The organism is Rhizobium sp. AN68 (assembly GCF_030758035.1).
Taxonomy (GTDB): Bacteria; Pseudomonadota; Alphaproteobacteria; order Rhizobiales; family Rhizobiaceae; genus Agrobacterium; species Agrobacterium tumefaciens.
On record NZ_JARWMI010000002.1, the window covers coordinates 755947 to 772381 of the forward strand.

Here is a 16435-nt window from a genome sequence, read left to right on the forward strand (position 1 = left end):
GATCGCCAACGAAAGCGGTCTGACGCCGGCGATTGATTCCGATCTGTCGAAGTTCGTTTATGACTGGATCGGCCAGCAGGATGAAAGCAACCTGCATTTCCTGCGCCGGCTCGCCCAGCGCCATAACGGTCTGTTCTCGATCAAGCGCGGCCGGTTGCTGTTTTCAAAGCTGGGTTCGGGCAGATCGGCGAGCGGCAACAATATCGGTAGCGTCATCGTCACCCCTGAAATGGTGCAGCTCGGCAGCCTGAAGTTCGATGTTGGCGACCGCACGAAATACAGCAAGGTCGTTGCCTACTATCAGGATAGCGACAAGGCGCAGCGCGTCGAAATCGAAGCGGATGCGGACGCTGACGGCGATAGCGTCTATCGCATTCCCGAACCGTTTTCCTCGCCGGATGAAGCCGACAAGGCGGCGCAGGCCAAAGCCAAGAACCTGAAGCGTGGCGAGGGCAGTACATCGGTTACCGTGATCGGTGATACCTCGATCTGCGCGGGTGCGCCGCTGCTTTACGCAGGAATCCGGCCGGGCCTTGATGGCGTGCCCTACATCATCGACACGGCCACGCATAAGTATGTCGCGAAAGGCACGTTCACCACCGACATTTCCGGCAAACTCTACGATGGCAAATCATCGACGGAAGGCGAGGATTACGAGGGCAGCGGTTCCTCTGGCGGCGCTGGCGGCTCGAAGGGCGGAACGGAAAATGGCGGCAAGGTCGCGCCAAACAGTGCACCTGGTACACCCGCAACGCCGGCACACTTTCTGACGCCTCGGCTGGGGCGCACGGACGAAAACTAGATGGAATTGGTCGCGTTGAGGACGAAATGACACCCTAAGCAGCCGCTATGCTGTCCCAATTGAACCCTTTTGAATTTTGGTACCGGAAGCCTTGGTTTGCATGGCTTGGCTGCCGTCCCAAACAGGCTTTAGTTCATTTGTTACAGCTCGCATTTGGCACCTTTGCGCCAAGAGAGAGCATTGATCGAACGATTCATGAACGTGCGTCTTCGACCCCAATTCGGACACCGTTGTGCAGATTTCCGCTCGCCAGCGGACGGGACGCCATAGTTGGAAGTGATGTGCTGGTTCTCCGGCACTGCACCCCCGAAGGACATGGAAGGGCGCCGATGACGCAACAATCCCGTCAACCTACGGACTCGATCCCGCAGACGCCGCTCAAATATGCCCAAGCTCTCTCAGCCGAGTGATGAAGGCATCGTAGGCCTGACGGGCTGCCGCGACTTTCTGCGAAAGTTGCTGTTCCAGCTCGTCGTATTTAGCAACCTTGCCCGCGTCATAGGCGAGCATCTCTCGATCCATGTTGAGGTGCGGCGTCATGCAATATCGATAGTCTGAATTTTGGCCTTGGTTATTCGGAAAGGTGAAGAAGTTCGTTTTCACAAAAAAGTGGAGGGTCTTCGCAGCTTCAACGTACTGCTTGAACAACAAATCCGTCTTTTTGTCCTGCAGACCTGTCGCTGGTCCCGCGAATTGAGTTTGGGAGTGTGAGAACTGTGAATCGCGGCTGGACCGATAGGAGTGGTCATCCACGAGATCGTCAAAGTATCTGGCGACTGCAATGACGTTCGGAGGCGACGCGGCGATTGAAGTCCTGTCCTGCTCCCGCCGAGCGGTTTGTGGATCCAGAACGAAATACTTGATCGCGAGAACTCCAAGACCAAGGACAATCAATGGAATTGACACCCAATAATTGATCCCGTCGTCGAGTGGGACGTTCGCCGTTCCAAAAACCGCCACGAGCAGGTGCCACCACCATGGAGTGACCAACGCCGCCAGCCCGAACCCGAGGAACGTGAAGCCGAGGGCGCTGACTAGGTGCCTAACAAACGAAAAGCTCCATTGACCCGATTTTGCATCATGAGTGATCTTTATGGACATTAAGGCTCCTGCGAACTTTTTCGAATGACCTATCACGGAATGTCACAGGGTCAAGAAACGCCAATCACGCTCTGCGAGCATAGTTTCAGTTCGTCCTACCACAGTCTCGTCATTTTAACCTCATCCTGACCCGACCCTTTAAATAACTGATCGTCGGCGCAACGCGTCGGCCTTTCCTGTCTGGTCGCATCGCGTGACTTGGCAATGCCCGGCCTCGCCGGGCACTTGAACCACAAGGTTCAATCCCTCCCCTCGCCTTCGGGCAATCCTCATCAAAATCGGAGTTATCCTTATGGATGCGACAACGTTCTTCGCATATGCGAGGCGCGCGCCTTTTGGCGGCCGTCTTACGCAGGGCCAGATTGATGGCATGAATGCACTGTTCCGGTGCTGGGACGCTCACAAAATTCCCGCTCCGGATAAACGCCCCCTCGCCTACATTCTGGCGTCGGTGTTTCACGAAACGGGTGGCCGGATGGTGCCTGTGCGCGAAACCTTCGCCTCCACCGACGCCGGCGCAATCGATGCTTTGGACAAGGCATACAACGCCGGCCGGCTGGGACAGGTCAGAAAGCCGTACTGGCGCAAAGGCGCAAACGGTAAAGCCTACTTCGGCCGGGGCGATATCCAGCTCACGCACGAAGAAAACTACAAAGTCCTCGGCGAGCGGATCGATGTTGACCTGGTCGGCAATCCATCTCTCGCCCTCGATCTCGATATCAGCGCAAAGATCGCCATCGTGGGCATGCTGGAAGGCCTGTTTACCGGCAAGAAGCTGACCGACTATTTCAACCTCAAGAACGATGATCCGGTCGGCGCGCGTGCGGTCGTTAACGGCCGGGACAAGGCAAAGCTGATCGCAGGCTATTACAAATCCTTCCTTGACGCCTTGGAAGCGGCGACCCTCGCCTATTATCAGGGCCAGCCGGACGATGTTGCCGAACGCGATGCCCAGCCGGACAACGTGCCGGCCATGAAAAGCAAGTCGCTCTTGACGATCATCGGCAGCTTCCTCGGCGCTATCGGCCTCGGCGCGGTGGACGACCTGAAGGGCGTTGTTGAAAGCGGCGCAACCCTGTTCGGCGCGATCTCCAATCCGTGGGCCTTCGGTAGCCTGGTCTTCGCGACTATCGGGGCCGTGGTTCTGACGTGGCTTATCGGTTCCGGCCGGATCACGATCAACCGGCGCGCCGCACGGTAATGTTCGGTCTCGATGCCGGATGGCTCAAAATGGCGGCTGGGGGGCTTATCTGCGCGTTCGCCCTCGCCGCTGGCTCCTATCACCTCGGAAAACACGAAGGGCGCTCCATCGAGCGCGCAGAGAGCGAGGTGAAGGCCGCAAAGAATGCGCTCCAACGCATCACCGAAATGGAGAAAAACAATGCATCGTTTCGCGATCTTGCGCCTCGCCATCGTTGCCTCGCTCTCATGCGCTCTAGCCGGTTGCCTGACGGTGCCTGCGACGACTGAAGGCAGCGGATATCAGGTTACGCGCTTTTCAAATGCGGAGGCGGCGCGGCTGGCTTCGCAGGATGCCACTGCTGGCCCTGCCATCCACTCAAACAACCAGCAGTGCATGAAAGACCCTGCTTGCCGGAAATAGAAATCGTAAGGCTTCAATGAAGCCAAGGGGCTGAAGGTGGACAAATTCAACTCGTTCAACGAAATGCTGACCGCATGGGGCGGCGGGGCATTCACAACTATAATCGGCGCACTTGCCGGCCGCTTCATGTGGCATGGCAACGAAGCCAGAAAGGGCAACAGAAAATTCTTCGGGCGCGAGCTGCTTTGGGAATTTCCGGTGGCCGTGGGTATGGCGCTTATCGGTGAAGGCGTTGCGTCATACTTCGGCATGAACCAGCCTGCGTCAACCGGACTGATTGCCGCGCTTGCCTACCTCGGGCCACGTGGAACGGAAGTTCTCTTCCAGCGCTGGTTTAGCAAAAAGGTCGCCTGACCACGCAAAAAACAAAGGGCCGGCTGGAATTCCGCCCGGCCCTTGTACTGAGCCGCCCTCGGATGGCGGCACGCGGTTATGGGCGTTTCGGGCAAAGGCCGACCAAATTCACCTTATCGGAAAATTAACCGTAGCTGCTACAATTGCGATAATCTCTAAGAAGGTTTGCCGATGGCCGAAACTTCAATTGAATGGACCGACGCAACGTGGAACCCGGTTGCCGGATGCTCGATAATGAGCGCTGGCTGCACAAACTGTTACGCGATGAGAATGGCCGCACGCCTCGAGGCTATGGGCGTTGAGAAGTACAAGGGTCTAACTCGTAAGAGCGGCGGCCGTGCGAAATGGACGGGTGAAATCACGTTGGACGAGAAGGCCCTGTCGATCCCCACGACATGGTCAAGGCCTCGAAACGTGTTCGTGAATTCGATGTCCGACCTATTTCACCCTGATGTGCCGGTCGATTTCGTTCGTAAAGTGTGGTGTGCGATGAAAGATACGCGTCGGCATACCTACCAGATTCTAACTAAAAGACCGGACCGGATGGCCGAAATCCTGAGCGAAAACTTTGATATTCTTCCAAACGTCTGGCTTGGAGCAAGCGTTGAAGACGGGCGGGTACTTCATCGCCTCGACGATTTGCGCAACGTCCCGGCTGCCGTTCGCTTCGTATCGTATGAGCCGCTGATCGGCTCCGTAAAAGGTGGTAAACTCGATGGAATCCACTGGGCTATCGTTGGAGGCGAATCCGGTCCGCATGCTCGTCCGATGGACCCTGCTTGGATTGATGAAATTTTTGAGCAATGCGGGGAGGCCGGGGCTGCCTTTTTCTTTAAACAATGGGGCGGAAAAAACAAAAAAGCTGCCGGCCGGTCATATCGTGGAAAAACTTGGGATGAGATGCCACAACTCACCGCTTAAAATTCTAATGAACCTTGATCGCTTTTAGTCGAGGTTTTCCAGAAGGCGTGAGCCAACTCGTGTCGAGCAACCAGCAAAAGCCAATAGAGATGTTGTCCTCGGCTGCCTGTAATTAGCTTTGTGTCCTTGGACGTGGCTATCCCCGTCTCTGCGACCTGACTCTTCCAGTAGTCGAACACCTCTCGTCTGACGTGCTGGTGGGACTGTTTGAGGTTTACAGCCTCACGCCACCCCGGAGCGAAATTCTCGAACTCATTCTGCTCTTCGGTTATATTACTGGGCAAATTGCGTTGAAAATCCATTTTGCTTATGTGAGCAAGGATATCTACTCGAGTGAGGCGGGAAAGCGTGCGGAATAATTCGAAGTCTAGCGCGCCGATACTGTAAGGGTCGAGAAAAGCGAAATTTAGTCCATAAGCGGCAGCGCGCTGCAATGCGCTGATTGCTGTGTCTTTGGCAGCTCCATGGATCGTCGCGACTGGAGCGCCAAGTTTACTCAAACGCTCAGCCGCCGCTTCTAGGCGGACGATATCGATATCAGCAATAATTACCTTGGAAAACGGAGCGCCGCCCTCGACGCTCTTCTTCCAGGCTGCGACGGGACTGCCGTCAATCCATTCCCCTGTCTCTCTAATGCGTGACCGGCCTGGGCCACAGAATAGGTCGATGTACGTTGCGCCCCCCCGACCAGACGGCGGCAAATATTTGGCACGAACAGCACGAGAGATGTCTACATAGCGACAGAGGTATTCCTGCTTTTCCTTCGCCCAAGGACCAACCTCTTCGGCCGGAAGGCCATCGTCTCCCGCGATCAATTCACCCATTACCGCCCCGCCGCATGGTTTTCTCGCCGCCCCACCCTTCATTTTTATCCTCAAGCGCCAGCCCGAGAAGGAAAGCTTCGATTCGAGAAAGGTTGTTCTAACGTTCGGAAAAAGAACACGCAGAGGGATTGGAGTCGAGTCTACTCAACTAGAATTTTCATCGCAACACAGCCGCTCTAGGACTTTCACCGCAGCAACGCCCGGTCAAGGCTCGGCCCAATCAACGATAATGGATCGAAGCTATCTCGTGGCCTTTCGATGCTTTTTGTCAACCCGCCGCAAAAGACGCCAGCCCCTTGGTCGTTGACAACCGTTTAAAATGATCGTTAGCAACGATTGTTTTCACTACTTCTATGATATGGGCGACAATCAACCAAACGTAGAACCTTAAACCGTGGGCTGGTTAATGACACTAAATGATCGAGATATCGCAAATGCGATTAAGCAAGACCGACTCATCACTAATTTCGATGCTAAAGGTATCGGTGGTGCCTGCTACGAATTGCGTATGGGGAGCGTCTATTATGATCTGAATGAAGAAGGGAAACGTTTCCAGCTCTCTGAAGGCCAAAAGGTGTTGATAAAACCCGGCCATCGCGTGGTACTGATAACAGCGGAGGAACTGAACGTTCCTAGAAACCTTCTTGTCCGGATCGTGAGTAAAGGCGCCCTATTCAGCATTGGATTAACGCCCGTTTCGACATATGCGGATCCAGGGTTCGCCGGCCATTTGGGGATTGTGACTCAAAACATCAGCGACAAATACATCGTTCTTCCTCAAGGTGAACCGATTGCAAAAGCGGATTTCACGCAGCTTTCCGGAGACGCAGGGCGGCCGTATCAGGGGCAACATGGTTTCCAAGCCGGCATATGGCCCATAAAAGCTCATCTCCAGAAAGAATACGCCGACGTTTGCGATGACGAACGCGTGAAATCCGAGAAAGAAGAGGCTTTGGCTCTTCTACCTTTCGCAACAAGGTCGGCGATCGAGCGTTTAGAGTGGACCCTAATCTTAACGTTAGGAGCAGTTTTTATTGCAATCGCAATGAACGCTGTCTTCATATTCCTCGTACAGGGGAAAATCCTTGATCTGTTTTGGGGCGTTGCCGGAAACTTAGGGACGAGTTTGATTCTCTGGGTAGGCGCGACTTTCGTAAATAATTTTAGAAGGAACAAGTGATGCAACTTTCCGACATAATAAAATCCCAAATCGACGCCGACGAGCTTCGCGGTTTCCCGGTTAAGTTCACGACCGACACAGAGCGGCACGACCAACTCATGCGAGACCTTGTCGGCTTAATAAGTGAGGTAGGAGAATTCGCCGATAGCTTGAAAAGAGTAGGTCTTGCGGTTTCAACTCCGGGCTATAAAGGCCCTAGTCTGAGCGACGCGGCACCGCAACTTCGTTCAGAACTCGCCGATGTCTCAATCTACGTCTTTCGGCTAATTTCAATCCTTGACGGAGATTTGGAGGACGAAATTGCCCGGAAAATGAAGATCAATCGAGAGCGGTACCAATATCTTGAGCGATAGATTTATTTTTTTCGCGGCAGTGAATACCGGTTTCATCACCGATGGCCTCCCGGATCACAGATATTTGGAGTTTTATGAATGCCGAAGCTCTCCTGAACTTTATTGCGCAATTGTCGGCAACGTTGTCGTTCCAAACGGGCATGGGACAAATGTTTCGACCCCAGTTATTTCCCCTGACCCAATATGGGCAGACCTTGCCAAGAGAATTAATGACAAGGGAGCGAATGCCGGTATTCAACTTGCGACAGTTTGGGAAGGATATGCCGGGGCAAGGAAGTTCGTCACGTCCACTCCAAGCGCCGTGATCGCAGAAGGACGTGAATTGGCTGCACGTATGGATTTGGAGGAAATTGCGGAGGTGATGAATTCTTTCCGTTCGGGCGCGGCTATTGCAGTCGCGCATGGGTTTCGTCACGTCCAGTTTCATGCTGCTCACGGGTACCTTCTTAGCCTCCTGATCGACCGACGCATAAATCCCCTCGCCGACTATGTTGTCGACGAGCTGAAATCGCTTGCGGTGGCCTTGACTATGGACGGTGTCGAGACGTCCATACGTATATCCTTGAAGACTGGAGATAGTGACTTCGACAAAAGTGGAGCGGCCGACTTTCAAAACGAAATCGCGAAACTCCCCTTTAACTTTATAGATTTGTCTTCAGGCTTCTACAACGTGGACAAGCGGCTGATATATCCTACTAGATCGGAGATCATCAAAGAAAGGATTTCAGAAAGTCGACAAGTTGCGTTGAGGCACCCCAACCAGAAGTTCATCTTCTCTGGTCGTATTGGGATGAATGACTGGGGCGATCTGCCGTCAAATATGCATCCAGCGTTCTGCCGAGATCTTATTGCTAACCCCAGATTCCTTCTGGAGTCCGAAAACGGTTGTTCGAACAACAACAAGTGCCATTATTACTCGAGAGGTGAACCCCACCTCACATGTGGGAAGTGGGCGGCGCTTTAGGTTGAACATTCTCACGGGGCAATGCGCTACCAGAGCCATGATCCGAGATCGCTTGATAACTATTACACTGCTTGACTGGAGCTGCGTCAATTGGTCAAGAGCCGTCCGGTTCGCGCCGGGCGGCTTTTTTTGTGTGGTCACTCAGCGGAGACCGGATAGCTTTCTCAGGTCGCTATTAATGCGTGACTGCCAGCCTTTCCCCATAGCCTTGTAGTGTTCAACCACATCAGGATCGAGACGAATCGTAACCGGCATTTTCGGTGCATCAGCTTTCGGCCTGCCTCGGCGGACAATTTCCCTGTCGATACTTTCGGCTAGAGCGGGGAAGGCCTCACGGAAGGGCTTTGCTTGCGCCATCTCCTCATCAGTGGCTTCCGGGGCGTCCGGGTCGGACGCAATCATCCGATGAATTTCCGCCTCTTCCTTCTCAGTGAGCGGGCGTTTCGAAGAAAACTTTACGGGCATTAGAGCCTCCTTTCCTTGGCGCTGGCTGGCCGCATCGAAATGACGGACAGAGCCTGCGAACCTAACGGGCGAAACACCACCGCGATGATGATGCTGCCCTGAAACTCACCTACGGCCATGAAGCGGTTTTCCTTGGCAGGAACGACAATAGAGCCTACAAAAAACTCAATCGTCAAATCGGCAAAATCGAGACCGTGTTTCTCGATATTCGTCAGCCGTTTCGTTTCGTCATAAGTAATTTTCATAATCTGTACGTACAATAATTACGCGGCCCACGCAAGCTTTTTGTACGTACAAAATATACAATCTAGGTCGTGCCGTTTCGAGCATCTGCGGCAATCATCCGCCGGGACAAAACTTCCGTTCTTCGCGTCCGCTCGATATCGCGTTGTTTCGCGGCTGGTGAATCGCGAGGCGAATGATCCGGGCTCAAGTTGGCCTGCCCCAATCCGTGGCAAAACTGGCACCGCCAGCGCCTGTTAATATAGCTTTGTTCGGGCGGCATTTTCTCTAGATCGACTTTCACGACGCGGTTGCACGGCGTGCAGTAGGCCGTCACGTTGTAACATTCTACCCATAAATAACCGTAGGTGCCGGGCTTTGGTTCGTAGGTCATGGCCAATCCCGCTTTGCTCGCGCCAGAACAAAACTGTTTTTCTCGCGATTACCGCAGCCGAGGCACCGTAGTGACGGCTCCATGGAGATAATCGGCCGGAATTTTCCATAGCGCCGCTGTAGCGCCCATCTATCCAGCATGCCGACGCGCTTGCAGCGCCAGCATTGCGCCCCGACGACATACCATTGCGGCAGATCGGCCAAGGTCGCCGAATGATCCCGCTGGGGCACGAAGATACCGGTGGGTTTCGGCGGCATGTCGTCGTTGTTGCCGCCGGTCAAATCGATACCGCGACGATGGCGCACTATTCTCGCTCGGCGCTCGGTTTCCATCCGCGTGTGTATCCCCGGCCCATGGCTGTGGTGGCAATGGAAAGCTGATTTTGCAGATGGTGGATTTCGTCCAGCAGTGTTTCCACGGCGGCTACAGCATCGCCATCATGACACTGGATAACATAAGCCGCAATATCGTCCGGCTGTTTGATTGCGTTAGGGCGCACGTTTCCAATCTCCTGTTTCAGAGCCGCAAAGTTTTCCCTGTTATGAAAAGGCGCGCGCCCCCGCGCCGATAAATCAGTCTGGCATAAGGTCGGCAATTTGCCCATGCTGAACCAGCAGACGAGGATTAGCCATGCTGCCGCTTTCCTCGTCCACGGTGACGGCATAAGCGGCTACGCCGATGTTGCGCGGTGCCATGGCGCTCGCCATTTTTTCGGCGGATGCTGCGTTGGTTGCAGGGCGCATATCGCCCGGCACGATCCCGTAGCGCCCCTTTTTGAACTGGACCACGATGATCTTTTCGGCGTCTGACATATCATTTGCTCTCTCGTTTGTTCTATAAATGTTCTCATTGTAAGAAAGAGTCAATATGGAGTGCTCCCGCCATGTTTTTGGGGCGGAAAAGTTTTACAGCGCTATTGAAAACGTTGATGGATTTTCGTCACGAGAAACGCAGTTTTACCCGCAAGGCGTTGATATTTCTATCATAGATCGAGCTTCCCAAGCTGAAAGTCTAGGTTTTGAAAACGTTGCTTAAGGAGCGATTGCTATCATTTATTGCATAACTTCTGTGCACAACTCCCCGTGGAGTCTTGGCAACGACGGTATGTGAAAGCAATCTATACTCAATCATATTGGGAGAGATCAAATTAGCATCGCGGCGGACTTTAAGACGTTCTTTGAGAATATCGCAATTGATAATGCCGACACCATCTCTATGAGATATGGTGAGGTCACTCGTGCGCTAAATCTGGCGTTCCGAAGTACTGACGCGCGAAATAGTAACAATCTTCAGGTCGGCTCGTACGGCCGCTGGACGGCAATTAAGGGTATTTCCGATCTGGATATGCTGTACATCATGCCCGAGTGGACTTGGGATGATTACAAAGACGGCGGTCAAGCTAAGTTGCTTCGGCATGCTGCTAACGCGATCAAGGCGCGTTATCGTAGAACTGAGGTTTATCCCGATACCTTGGTCGTGGTCGTGGAATATGCGAATTTCAAGATCGAAGTCCAACCGGTGTACAACGACTCACATGGACATTATCTCTACCCATATGCGCGCGGGGTAGGCGGCTGGCGCACGACCAAGCCGCGTCCTGAATTGGATGCAACAGCTTCGTTGAACCGAGATACAAACGGAAATCTCAGACGGCTTGCAAAGATGGCGCGAGCTTGGAAGAACAAGCACGGGGTGCAAATGGGCGGCCTGCTTATTGATACTTTGGCATACAATTATCTGAGGACAACAGATCAGTTCGACAACACGAGTTTCGGCGCATGCGGGAATATGATCGCTGGTTTTTTGGGGTTTCTAGCCGATCAGCCTGACCAAGACCGCTATGCTGCACTCGGCAGCGGGCAACATGTCAAAGTAAAAAAGAAGTTTCAGAAGAAAGCCCGAAAGGGCGCGGGCATTGCAATAAAGGCGTTGGAAGCTGGCGAAAGCGCTGCTGCAAACAATTTGTGGAGAGCACTACTTGGAAGAGCTTTCCCCTACGGCGCGCGCAGTATTCTCCTCGAAAAATCGTCTGCGGCTGCATCCCACCCAATGCGAACAGAGGAATTTATTGAGGATATATTCCCTGTTGATATCAGATACTCACTTCGTCTCGAATGCGAGGTTACTCAGGACGGATTTAGGGCTTTTTTGATGCGCGCCGCGAGACGGTTAGGAGCAGTGAAGCACATCAAGCGCGAAAAAATGCTGCGCTTTTATATTGAAAGCCATACGATCAAGCGCGACTTCGACGTGTACTGGAAAGTTCTGAATCGAGGTCCTGAAGCCATCAGGCGGGACATGGTGCGGGGACAAATCGAACGCGGAGATCCTTCGAAGATTGAGCATTCCGCGTTTCGCGGTGAGCATGTAGTGGATTGCTTCGCGGTTCAAAATGGTGTCGTGGTCGCAAAGGATCGAATACATGTGCCAATCACAGACGAGAGCGAGGGCGGATGATGGATAAAAACTCGCTTCTGCGGACTATCGCGGAAACTGGATACAATATTGGTTTCGGGGCGCGGAAAACTTTTGCGACGCACGACATTGCCGCTAAGGCTCCAGGCTGGATCGGATTTCTTTCGTTTGCCGTTGGTGCTTTCGCTTTGTTCGTTGATGAGCTCTCTGCACGGGTTCCGTCAGCGATACTCCTTATAGCGGGTGTCGCTGGCTTATATATGAGCTTTTACAACGCGCCAGAGTATGAGCAGACGGCGAAACGTCTACTTCTCCTGCAAAACAGATTGAGAGATATCTACCGATCCGTTCAGAACGGAAAAGACTTAGACCAAGCCAAATTGGAGTTCGATGAGGTCGAGCGAGAGTTTTATACGGTAACCGTCAGCAAGCAGATATTCTTAAGCGACTGGTATGCCCATTACAAATTCTTTGCCCAAAGTCAGATCGGTTGGATGGATGAACAGCTACATTTTGGGCTTTGGAAAGATATGCTGCCACTATCATTGAAGCTGATACTGTTGCTGCTTGGTTGTGGTGCTTTGGCACTTGGCATCCACATGTGGATGGAGCGGTGTTTTGTTTAGATTTGTTGAGCAGAGAAATGGACTCGGTATCATGCACCTCACATCACGAACGCTATGGCTGCTAATCGAATGCGAGTGGTAGAGCTTAGCGCCGGCTCCTTGTCGGCATACATCGCAATAATTGAAGGCCAGCCCGGGGGCTTGCGAAACGTATTTAGGGGTCAGCAAAACGCTGAATGGAGCTTGCAGCCCGGACTTTATCGGATTGACGACACCAATATTCATTCGGCGACCATAGAGGAAAGCTACGGAAGTCTAGAGGCTCATATGGTGAGTAGGTTCTTCGAGCAGGGCCTTCCTTACCTACCCGCCATTAAACGTGGGTTTACCAATGATAGAATTCTTGCGCAGCATTTCGGAGTTCCTACGAGCCTCCTAGACTGGACGCTTGACCCACTTGTGGCGCTTTATTTTGCGACCGAGAACCTTCAAAGCGGCAACGATGCGGCGATATTCATGCTAGCGCCGGACGCAAATTATGATCCCGAGTACTTTGATGCCTTTCGAGGTCGTCAGCTACATCACACCGCTGCATCCATTTACCCACCCGCAATTGATCGCCGTATACCGGCGCAAAAATCGATTTTTACGGTCCACCCTTATGGTGACGCCACAGCCCGCTTTGTGCCACTCGATCAACGTTCGGCTCTCGGTGGGGTATATCTAACTGGAACACAACAAAATCGCGGCTTCGCCAAAATAATAATTCCGGCGCGTTTGAAGAGGTCTTTTCGGCACCTGTTGCATGGCATGGGAGTGGATCAGAGAAACTTGTTTCCCGGGCTGGAAGGAGTTGGTGCAGACATTGCGCGGCGCGCCCGCGCCGGTGCCCTATTGTAACGGACCAATATCGGGCCGTTCCGATCCATCTGTCAGTCCTTAACTGCTTTTAAAAATCCGGCGGGAGAGGCTTAAACATGCTCTCCGGCATCACCCAACACGATTTTGAGGTTTGGATGACAGCGGACGATACCACAAACGCCAAGCCGTAAGCAGAGAAACTAACTACAACACCGAGCATCACTACTGCTGCGCGCGTGCCTATTCTGTTGCCATCGCCAAACGGGTCGTTGAAAAGCGCGTTGAGGTGTTCAAGAACCGATAGGAACAACCTCACCCCCATCACTACAGCAATCAGCGCCATAAACGAGAGACCGAACGTCACTAGTTCATGCCTACGCTGGCTGAAAAGGCAACCGAAACCGGCACTGGTAATCGTACACCAAGTGACGAATACAAGCGTATTACGAGGCAGCGTGAATATTATCGAATCCCTATCAGCAATACGTTTTAGCTGATCTGCTTTCGAAAGTCCTGGATTGAGCGAAGGCCATCTTGGCCTGTAAAAATTTCCACTCAAGCGATTTTGAGGTGTCTCTTCCATAACGATGATGTTTCCAATTATCGCAAACGTAAGGAAAGACCACCCATGGCGTGCTTCCTATATGCTTCCTGTAGCATTTTCCGAAATTTCAAAAGAGCACTGCAAGCCTTGAAAAATATGGCGCACCCGACAGGATTCGAACCTGTGACCTTTGGAATCGGAAACCAAAACACGTGACCTCAATTCCCTTCTCGAAGGAGGGTGGAAAGCCAGTCAAGCCAACCTGCTAGACGAGCGTCTGTAAATTGCGCAGCGAGGAATGCAACAAATGGAACCAAAAGACTTCCGATAACCCCGGTGACAAGGCGTGGAAGTTCGATCAACGGCGACGGTTTATAGTCGTGTTTCAAGTGAATTTTCATCTTCGTTGTCGCGCGGTGAAGAAAGTAAAACGCAATCATAAGAAGGAGGGTTATTAAGGTAAATATAGCACGCGGAATAATTTGAAGGCTCGGCGCTGCGACAAATGCGACGATAAGGATAATGCTATTAAAACTAAGTCCGTAAACTTCATAAAGCGACCTCCACCATCGCCGCTTATTTTCGAATGCATCCCCCATTCGTTGCATTGCCCCAGCCACCCACACCTCATCCATTCCAGACGCTGAGTAAAACGAGTTTTCGGAACTAAGTGAGACAGTGAGAACGCGTGCGACTGGAGAAGGCGGCTCGCTCAAAGATAAGGTAAGCTGTGTGGCGTCTCTCGGCAGGTTGGGCTTTTGCCAAAATACCTTGTCGAACGCCGTCAATTCCTCCCGGCCGTCGTCTCCCGCTTTGATCCAAACATCAAAGTTGCTTGGAAGAAGGTGCTTCATTGTCGCAATTATCTCTTTAACCTCGTCGCGGTACAAAGTTATCCTTGGCAAGGACATCGATTTGTTTGTTACGTAGATCGGTGTCGCCTCCCCGCCCTGAGAAGCTGCGCCGCGATCACTTGCGAAAAGGTCGAAAACTCCTGAGTTGCCGTCCGATAACTCCCATCGACCAAAAATTTGCGAGTCGGTACTCGTCGCAATGTCAAACGTGAGCCGGAGGTCGCGGTTGTTTTGGGCTTCCAATATAAGACGCGAGCTTTCGGGTGCGCTGGGAAATTCGCCGGTAAAGATCGTGACGGCCCCTGCTGATCCAACTTTCAAAGTCAAAACTGCAGAGCCGTTGTGTTCCGAAACCTCAGCAAAGAGATTCGCGACTACTGTTCCTCGAAGATTGCCAATCCAAGTTCGCCCCAAAACTACCTGCCGTTATTCGGTTAGATTTAAGTGAGGAAATCCCCGCGCCCGCCTTCAACCTACATTTGTAAGATCATTTTGCAACGTGTTTTCTCTAGATGTAGATGCTTGGACACTTTTCCAAAAAGGCTAATGAGCGCGTGGTAAAACTCAGTGTCCAAAATACGGACAAGCCGCTGATTTAATTGAAAATCAGCGGCCCGGCTTGGGGTACCATTTCCAAAACCGCATTGATTTTCTTCGCTTTATCCGGGTCTTCACAAAAGACCTGTCGATTGCTTCGCGGCCATCAAGACACTCACGAAACTTTGCTCATTCGCCCCTCGAATATTACCGGGCTTTCATTTGCCAGATGCAAAGGACTGGATTAGACGAATCCGGGAATACACCGTTGAACCGGCGACTTAATTTCGCCATCACGCCCGCCTTTTTGAAAGCCCGTTCGGGATATCTGCTTCTTCGTGAAGTTTGGGGAAAACATCATGGCCACTGCAACAACCGCCGACAACAGCCGCACGCTCGCCGCTCTTGGCGTAACGGCGGGAATGATCTTTACTGTCGGCTCCGCCCTCGGTTTCCAGCATATTGGCGGTTATACGCCCTGCGCATTGTGCCTTTTGCAGCGCGATCCCTACTACTACGCCATTCCGTTGGGTATTCTGGCCATAGCGACCAGCATCTTCAAGCTGCCGGTTCAGATCACGCGGCTGCTTCTAGCCCTCATTGGCGTGGCGATGCTGATCGGCGCCGGGCTTGGTGTTTATCACGCTGGTGTGGAATGGGGTTTCTGGGCGGGGCCTATCACCTGCGCCACAGGTGCTCCATCCATCACCACCAATGCCGGTGACCTGCTTGGCAATCTGAATGCCATCAAGGCACCCTCCTGCAACGACGCTGCACTTCGGGTGCTCGGCCTTTCGTTTGCCGGTTGGAATGTCATTGCAAGCGTTGCGCTTGCGGCGGTTGCCTTTTTTGGCGCTAGCCGGAAAAGCCGTTAAACCGAAAAGCCGCGTTGCAGTCCTCAAAGGATCAGGGCTGCAGCTCGGTATCCCAGTAAAGATAGTCCATCCAGCTTTCGTGCAGGTAGTTGGGCGGGAACAGCCGCCCGTTATTGTGCAAGTCCTGAACCGTCGGCTGGAAGGGCTTCTGCGCAGGGAACATGCCCGCCTGCGTGGGAAGTTTGCTGCCTTTTCTAAGATTGCAGGGAGAGCAGGCCGCCACGACATTGTGCCACGTGGTTTCGCCGCCATGGGCGCGGGGAATAACGTGATCGAAGGTCAGGTCGTCCCGCGTGCCACAATACTGGCATTCGAACTTGTCCCGAAGGAACACGTTGAAGCGTGTGAAGGCGGGGTTGCGGGTGGGCTGGACATAGGTCTTGAGGCTGACGACGCTCGGCAACCGCATGGAAAAGCTGGGTGACGACACCGCGTGATCATATTCTGCAATGATGTTCACACGGTCTAGAAAGACGGCCTTGATCGCGTCCTGCCAGGACCATAACGACAAGGGATAATAACTCAGTGGCCTGTAGTCTGCGTTCAGAACGAGCGCCGGCAGGGCCTGTGGTGAAACTGCAATCGTCAAGGGCTTCTCCT

Annotated in this window: 23 protein-coding genes; 12 read left to right on the forward strand and 11 right to left on the reverse strand. The window is 52.9% G+C overall.

Translation table 11 applies throughout. From position 1 onward, the window contains the following. The first annotated feature begins 19 nt into the window (after positions 1 to 19). Entirely contained in the window at positions 20 to 802 is a 783-nt protein-coding gene (locus tag RBH71_RS06860) for a hypothetical protein (RefSeq protein ID WP_323687377.1), read from the forward strand. Between the two features lie 378 nt (positions 803 to 1180). Here the strand turns inward: RBH71_RS06860 and RBH71_RS06865 are convergent, their stop codons facing one another. Then, complete coding sequence (locus RBH71_RS06865) at positions 1181 to 1903, reverse strand: hypothetical protein (RefSeq protein WP_323687215.1); 723 nt, start codon at positions 1901 to 1903, stop codon at positions 1181 to 1183. Positions 1904 to 2195: 292 nt separating this feature from the next. On the opposite strand from RBH71_RS06865, the gene RBH71_RS06870 reads away from it, so the two are divergent. The 4 genes from RBH71_RS06870 (at position 2196) to RBH71_RS06885 (ending at position 4781) form a co-directional block, all read left to right on the forward strand. Then, positions 2196 to 3104 (forward strand): glycoside hydrolase family 19 protein, encoded by a 909-nt coding sequence (locus RBH71_RS06870; RefSeq protein WP_323687216.1) that lies wholly within the window; start codon positions 2196 to 2198, stop codon positions 3102 to 3104. Between the two features lie 29 nt (positions 3105 to 3133). Next, positions 3134 to 3373 (forward strand): hypothetical protein, encoded by a 240-nt coding sequence (locus tag RBH71_RS06875; RefSeq protein WP_323687217.1) that lies wholly within the window; start codon positions 3134 to 3136, stop codon positions 3371 to 3373. A gap of 196 nt (positions 3374 to 3569) precedes the next feature. Beyond that, positions 3570 to 3860, forward strand: coding sequence for a phage holin family protein (locus tag RBH71_RS06880; RefSeq protein ID WP_323687378.1), 291 nt, complete (start codon positions 3570 to 3572; stop codon positions 3858 to 3860). 171 nt (positions 3861 to 4031) lie between these two features. Beyond that, positions 4032 to 4781: a DUF5131 family protein gene (locus RBH71_RS06885; protein ID WP_323687218.1), complete on the forward strand. Its 750-nt coding sequence runs from the start codon at positions 4032 to 4034 to the stop codon at positions 4779 to 4781. Here RBH71_RS06885 and RBH71_RS06890 read toward each other — a convergent pair. Then, on the reverse strand, positions 4778 to 5605 hold the full coding sequence (locus tag RBH71_RS06890; RefSeq protein WP_323687219.1) for a three-Cys-motif partner protein TcmP: 828 nt from the start codon (positions 5603 to 5605) through the stop codon (positions 4778 to 4780). The genes RBH71_RS06885 and RBH71_RS06890 overlap by 4 nt on opposite strands. Positions 5606 to 6011: 406 nt before the next feature. Between RBH71_RS06890 and RBH71_RS06895 the strand changes: the two genes are divergently transcribed. From RBH71_RS06895 to RBH71_RS06905, 3 genes are read left to right on the forward strand one after another with little or no spacing between them, the layout of a single operon-like run. Then, the gene (locus RBH71_RS06895) at positions 6012 to 6785 is read left to right on the forward strand and encodes a dCTP deaminase domain-containing protein (RefSeq protein ID WP_323687220.1); all 774 of its coding nucleotides are present in this window, start codon (positions 6012 to 6014) and stop codon (positions 6783 to 6785) included. Continuing rightward, the gene (locus RBH71_RS06900; RefSeq protein WP_323687221.1) at positions 6785 to 7138 is read left to right on the forward strand and encodes a hypothetical protein; all 354 of its coding nucleotides are present in this window, start codon (positions 6785 to 6787) and stop codon (positions 7136 to 7138) included. Before RBH71_RS06895 ends, RBH71_RS06900 begins: the two co-directional genes overlap by 1 nt. Beyond that, positions 7128 to 8102 carry a hypothetical protein gene (locus RBH71_RS06905; protein WP_323687222.1) on the forward strand — a complete coding sequence of 325 codons (975 nt, stop codon included), beginning with the start codon at positions 7128 to 7130 and terminating at the stop codon, positions 8100 to 8102. Before RBH71_RS06900 ends, RBH71_RS06905 begins: the two co-directional genes overlap by 11 nt. Before the next feature lie 141 nt (positions 8103 to 8243). Here RBH71_RS06905 and RBH71_RS06910 read toward each other — a convergent pair whose 3' ends face one another. The 6 genes from RBH71_RS06910 to RBH71_RS06935 all read right to left on the reverse strand — a co-directional run bounded on the left by RBH71_RS06910 (position 8244) and on the right by RBH71_RS06935 (position 9995). Beyond that, positions 8244 to 8567: a BrnA antitoxin family protein gene (locus tag RBH71_RS06910; RefSeq protein ID WP_323687223.1), complete on the reverse strand. Its 324-nt coding sequence runs from the start codon at positions 8565 to 8567 to the stop codon at positions 8244 to 8246. After that, positions 8567 to 8812 carry a BrnT family toxin gene (locus RBH71_RS06915; RefSeq protein WP_323687224.1) on the reverse strand — a complete coding sequence of 82 codons (246 nt, stop codon included), beginning with the start codon at positions 8810 to 8812 and terminating at the stop codon, positions 8567 to 8569. The genes RBH71_RS06910 and RBH71_RS06915 overlap by 1 nt, the downstream gene beginning before the upstream one ends. A 62-nt stretch (positions 8813 to 8874) precedes the next feature. Continuing rightward, on the reverse strand, positions 8875 to 9183 hold the full coding sequence (locus RBH71_RS06920) for a hypothetical protein (protein WP_323687225.1): 309 nt from the start codon (positions 9181 to 9183) through the stop codon (positions 8875 to 8877). Next, the gene (locus RBH71_RS06925) at positions 9180 to 9515 is read right to left on the reverse strand and encodes a hypothetical protein (RefSeq protein ID WP_323687226.1); all 336 of its coding nucleotides are present in this window, start codon (positions 9513 to 9515) and stop codon (positions 9180 to 9182) included. The genes RBH71_RS06920 and RBH71_RS06925 overlap by 4 nt, the downstream gene beginning before the upstream one ends. Next, the gene (locus RBH71_RS06930) at positions 9488 to 9691 is read right to left on the reverse strand and encodes a hypothetical protein (RefSeq protein ID WP_323687379.1); all 204 of its coding nucleotides are present in this window, start codon (positions 9689 to 9691) and stop codon (positions 9488 to 9490) included. The genes RBH71_RS06925 and RBH71_RS06930 overlap by 28 nt, the downstream gene beginning before the upstream one ends. A gap of 64 nt (positions 9692 to 9755) precedes the next feature. Next, on the reverse strand, positions 9756 to 9995 hold the full coding sequence (locus RBH71_RS06935; RefSeq protein WP_323687380.1) for a hypothetical protein: 240 nt from the start codon (positions 9993 to 9995) through the stop codon (positions 9756 to 9758). Positions 9996 to 10335: 340 nt separating this feature from the next. On the opposite strand from RBH71_RS06935, the gene RBH71_RS06940 reads away from it, so the two are divergent. From RBH71_RS06940 to RBH71_RS06950, 3 genes are all read left to right on the forward strand, one after another. After that, complete coding sequence (locus RBH71_RS06940) at positions 10336 to 11640, forward strand: nucleotide-binding domain-containing protein (RefSeq protein WP_323687381.1); 1305 nt, start codon at positions 10336 to 10338, stop codon at positions 11638 to 11640. Next, positions 11637 to 12224 carry an SLATT domain-containing protein gene (locus RBH71_RS06945; RefSeq protein WP_323687227.1) on the forward strand — a complete coding sequence of 196 codons (588 nt, stop codon included), beginning with the start codon at positions 11637 to 11639 and terminating at the stop codon, positions 12222 to 12224. Before RBH71_RS06940 ends, RBH71_RS06945 begins: the two co-directional genes overlap by 4 nt. A gap of 69 nt (positions 12225 to 12293) precedes the next feature. Further along, a complete protein-coding gene (locus tag RBH71_RS06950; RefSeq protein ID WP_323687228.1) occupies positions 12294 to 13064 on the forward strand; it encodes an FRG domain-containing protein in 771 nt (256 codons plus the stop codon). Positions 13065 to 13113: 49 nt separating this feature from the next. On the opposite strand, the gene RBH71_RS06955 is transcribed toward RBH71_RS06950, so the two are convergent. Beyond that, a complete protein-coding gene (locus RBH71_RS06955; protein ID WP_323687229.1) occupies positions 13114 to 13608 on the reverse strand; it encodes a hypothetical protein in 495 nt (164 codons plus the stop codon). A 179-nt stretch (positions 13609 to 13787) separates the two neighbouring features. Next, positions 13788 to 14750, reverse strand: a complete 963-nt coding sequence (locus RBH71_RS06960) for a hypothetical protein (RefSeq protein WP_323687230.1) — start codon at positions 14748 to 14750, stop codon at positions 13788 to 13790. 569 nt (positions 14751 to 15319) lie between these two features. On the opposite strand from RBH71_RS06960, the gene RBH71_RS06965 reads away from it, so the two are divergent. Beyond that, positions 15320 to 15835 carry a disulfide bond formation protein B gene (locus RBH71_RS06965; RefSeq protein ID WP_013761732.1) on the forward strand — a complete coding sequence of 172 codons (516 nt, stop codon included), beginning with the start codon at positions 15320 to 15322 and terminating at the stop codon, positions 15833 to 15835. Positions 15836 to 15866: 31 nt separating this feature from the next. On the opposite strand, the gene RBH71_RS06970 is transcribed toward RBH71_RS06965, so the two are convergent. After that, positions 15867 to 16424, reverse strand: coding sequence for an HNH endonuclease (locus RBH71_RS06970; protein ID WP_111801065.1), 558 nt, complete (start codon positions 16422 to 16424; stop codon positions 15867 to 15869). Between the last annotated feature and the right edge of the window lie 11 nt (positions 16425 to 16435).

Excerpts from the sequence above, each read along its gene's own strand:
- RBH71_RS06965 (WP_013761732.1), top strand. The coding sequence starts at position 15,320 with ATGGCCACTGCAACAACCGCCGACAACAGCCGCACGCTCGCCGCTCTT.
- RBH71_RS06935 (WP_323687380.1), bottom strand. The coding sequence starts at position 9,995 with ATGTCAGACGCCGAAAAGATCATCGTGGTCCAGTTCAAAAAGGGGCGC.
- RBH71_RS06875 (WP_323687217.1), top strand. The coding sequence starts at position 3,134 with ATGGCGGCTGGGGGGCTTATCTGCGCGTTCGCCCTCGCCGCTGGCTCC.
- RBH71_RS06945 (WP_323687227.1), top strand. The coding sequence starts at position 11,637 with ATGATGGATAAAAACTCGCTTCTGCGGACTATCGCGGAAACTGGATAC.
- RBH71_RS06865 (WP_323687215.1), bottom strand. The coding sequence starts at position 1,903 with ATGTCCATAAAGATCACTCATGATGCAAAATCGGGTCAATGGAGCTTT.
- RBH71_RS06870 (WP_323687216.1), top strand. The coding sequence starts at position 2,196 with ATGGATGCGACAACGTTCTTCGCATATGCGAGGCGCGCGCCTTTTGGC.
- RBH71_RS06890 (WP_323687219.1), bottom strand. The coding sequence starts at position 5,605 with ATGGGTGAATTGATCGCGGGAGACGATGGCCTTCCGGCCGAAGAGGTT.
- RBH71_RS06915 (WP_323687224.1), bottom strand. The coding sequence starts at position 8,812 with ATGAAAATTACTTATGACGAAACGAAACGGCTGACGAATATCGAGAAA.
- RBH71_RS06910 (WP_323687223.1), bottom strand. The coding sequence starts at position 8,567 with ATGCCCGTAAAGTTTTCTTCGAAACGCCCGCTCACTGAGAAGGAAGAG.
- RBH71_RS06900 (WP_323687221.1), top strand. The coding sequence starts at position 6,785 with ATGCAACTTTCCGACATAATAAAATCCCAAATCGACGCCGACGAGCTT.
- RBH71_RS06885 (WP_323687218.1), top strand. The coding sequence starts at position 4,032 with ATGGCCGAAACTTCAATTGAATGGACCGACGCAACGTGGAACCCGGTT.
- RBH71_RS06895 (WP_323687220.1), top strand. The coding sequence starts at position 6,012 with ATGACACTAAATGATCGAGATATCGCAAATGCGATTAAGCAAGACCGA.
- RBH71_RS06925 (WP_323687226.1), bottom strand. The coding sequence starts at position 9,515 with ATGGAAACCGAGCGCCGAGCGAGAATAGTGCGCCATCGTCGCGGTATC.
- RBH71_RS06950 (WP_323687228.1), top strand. The coding sequence starts at position 12,294 with ATGCGAGTGGTAGAGCTTAGCGCCGGCTCCTTGTCGGCATACATCGCA.
- RBH71_RS06920 (WP_323687225.1), bottom strand. The coding sequence starts at position 9,183 with ATGACCTACGAACCAAAGCCCGGCACCTACGGTTATTTATGGGTAGAA.
- RBH71_RS06955 (WP_323687229.1), bottom strand. The coding sequence starts at position 13,608 with ATGGAAGAGACACCTCAAAATCGCTTGAGTGGAAATTTTTACAGGCCA.
- RBH71_RS06880 (WP_323687378.1), top strand. The coding sequence starts at position 3,570 with ATGCTGACCGCATGGGGCGGCGGGGCATTCACAACTATAATCGGCGCA.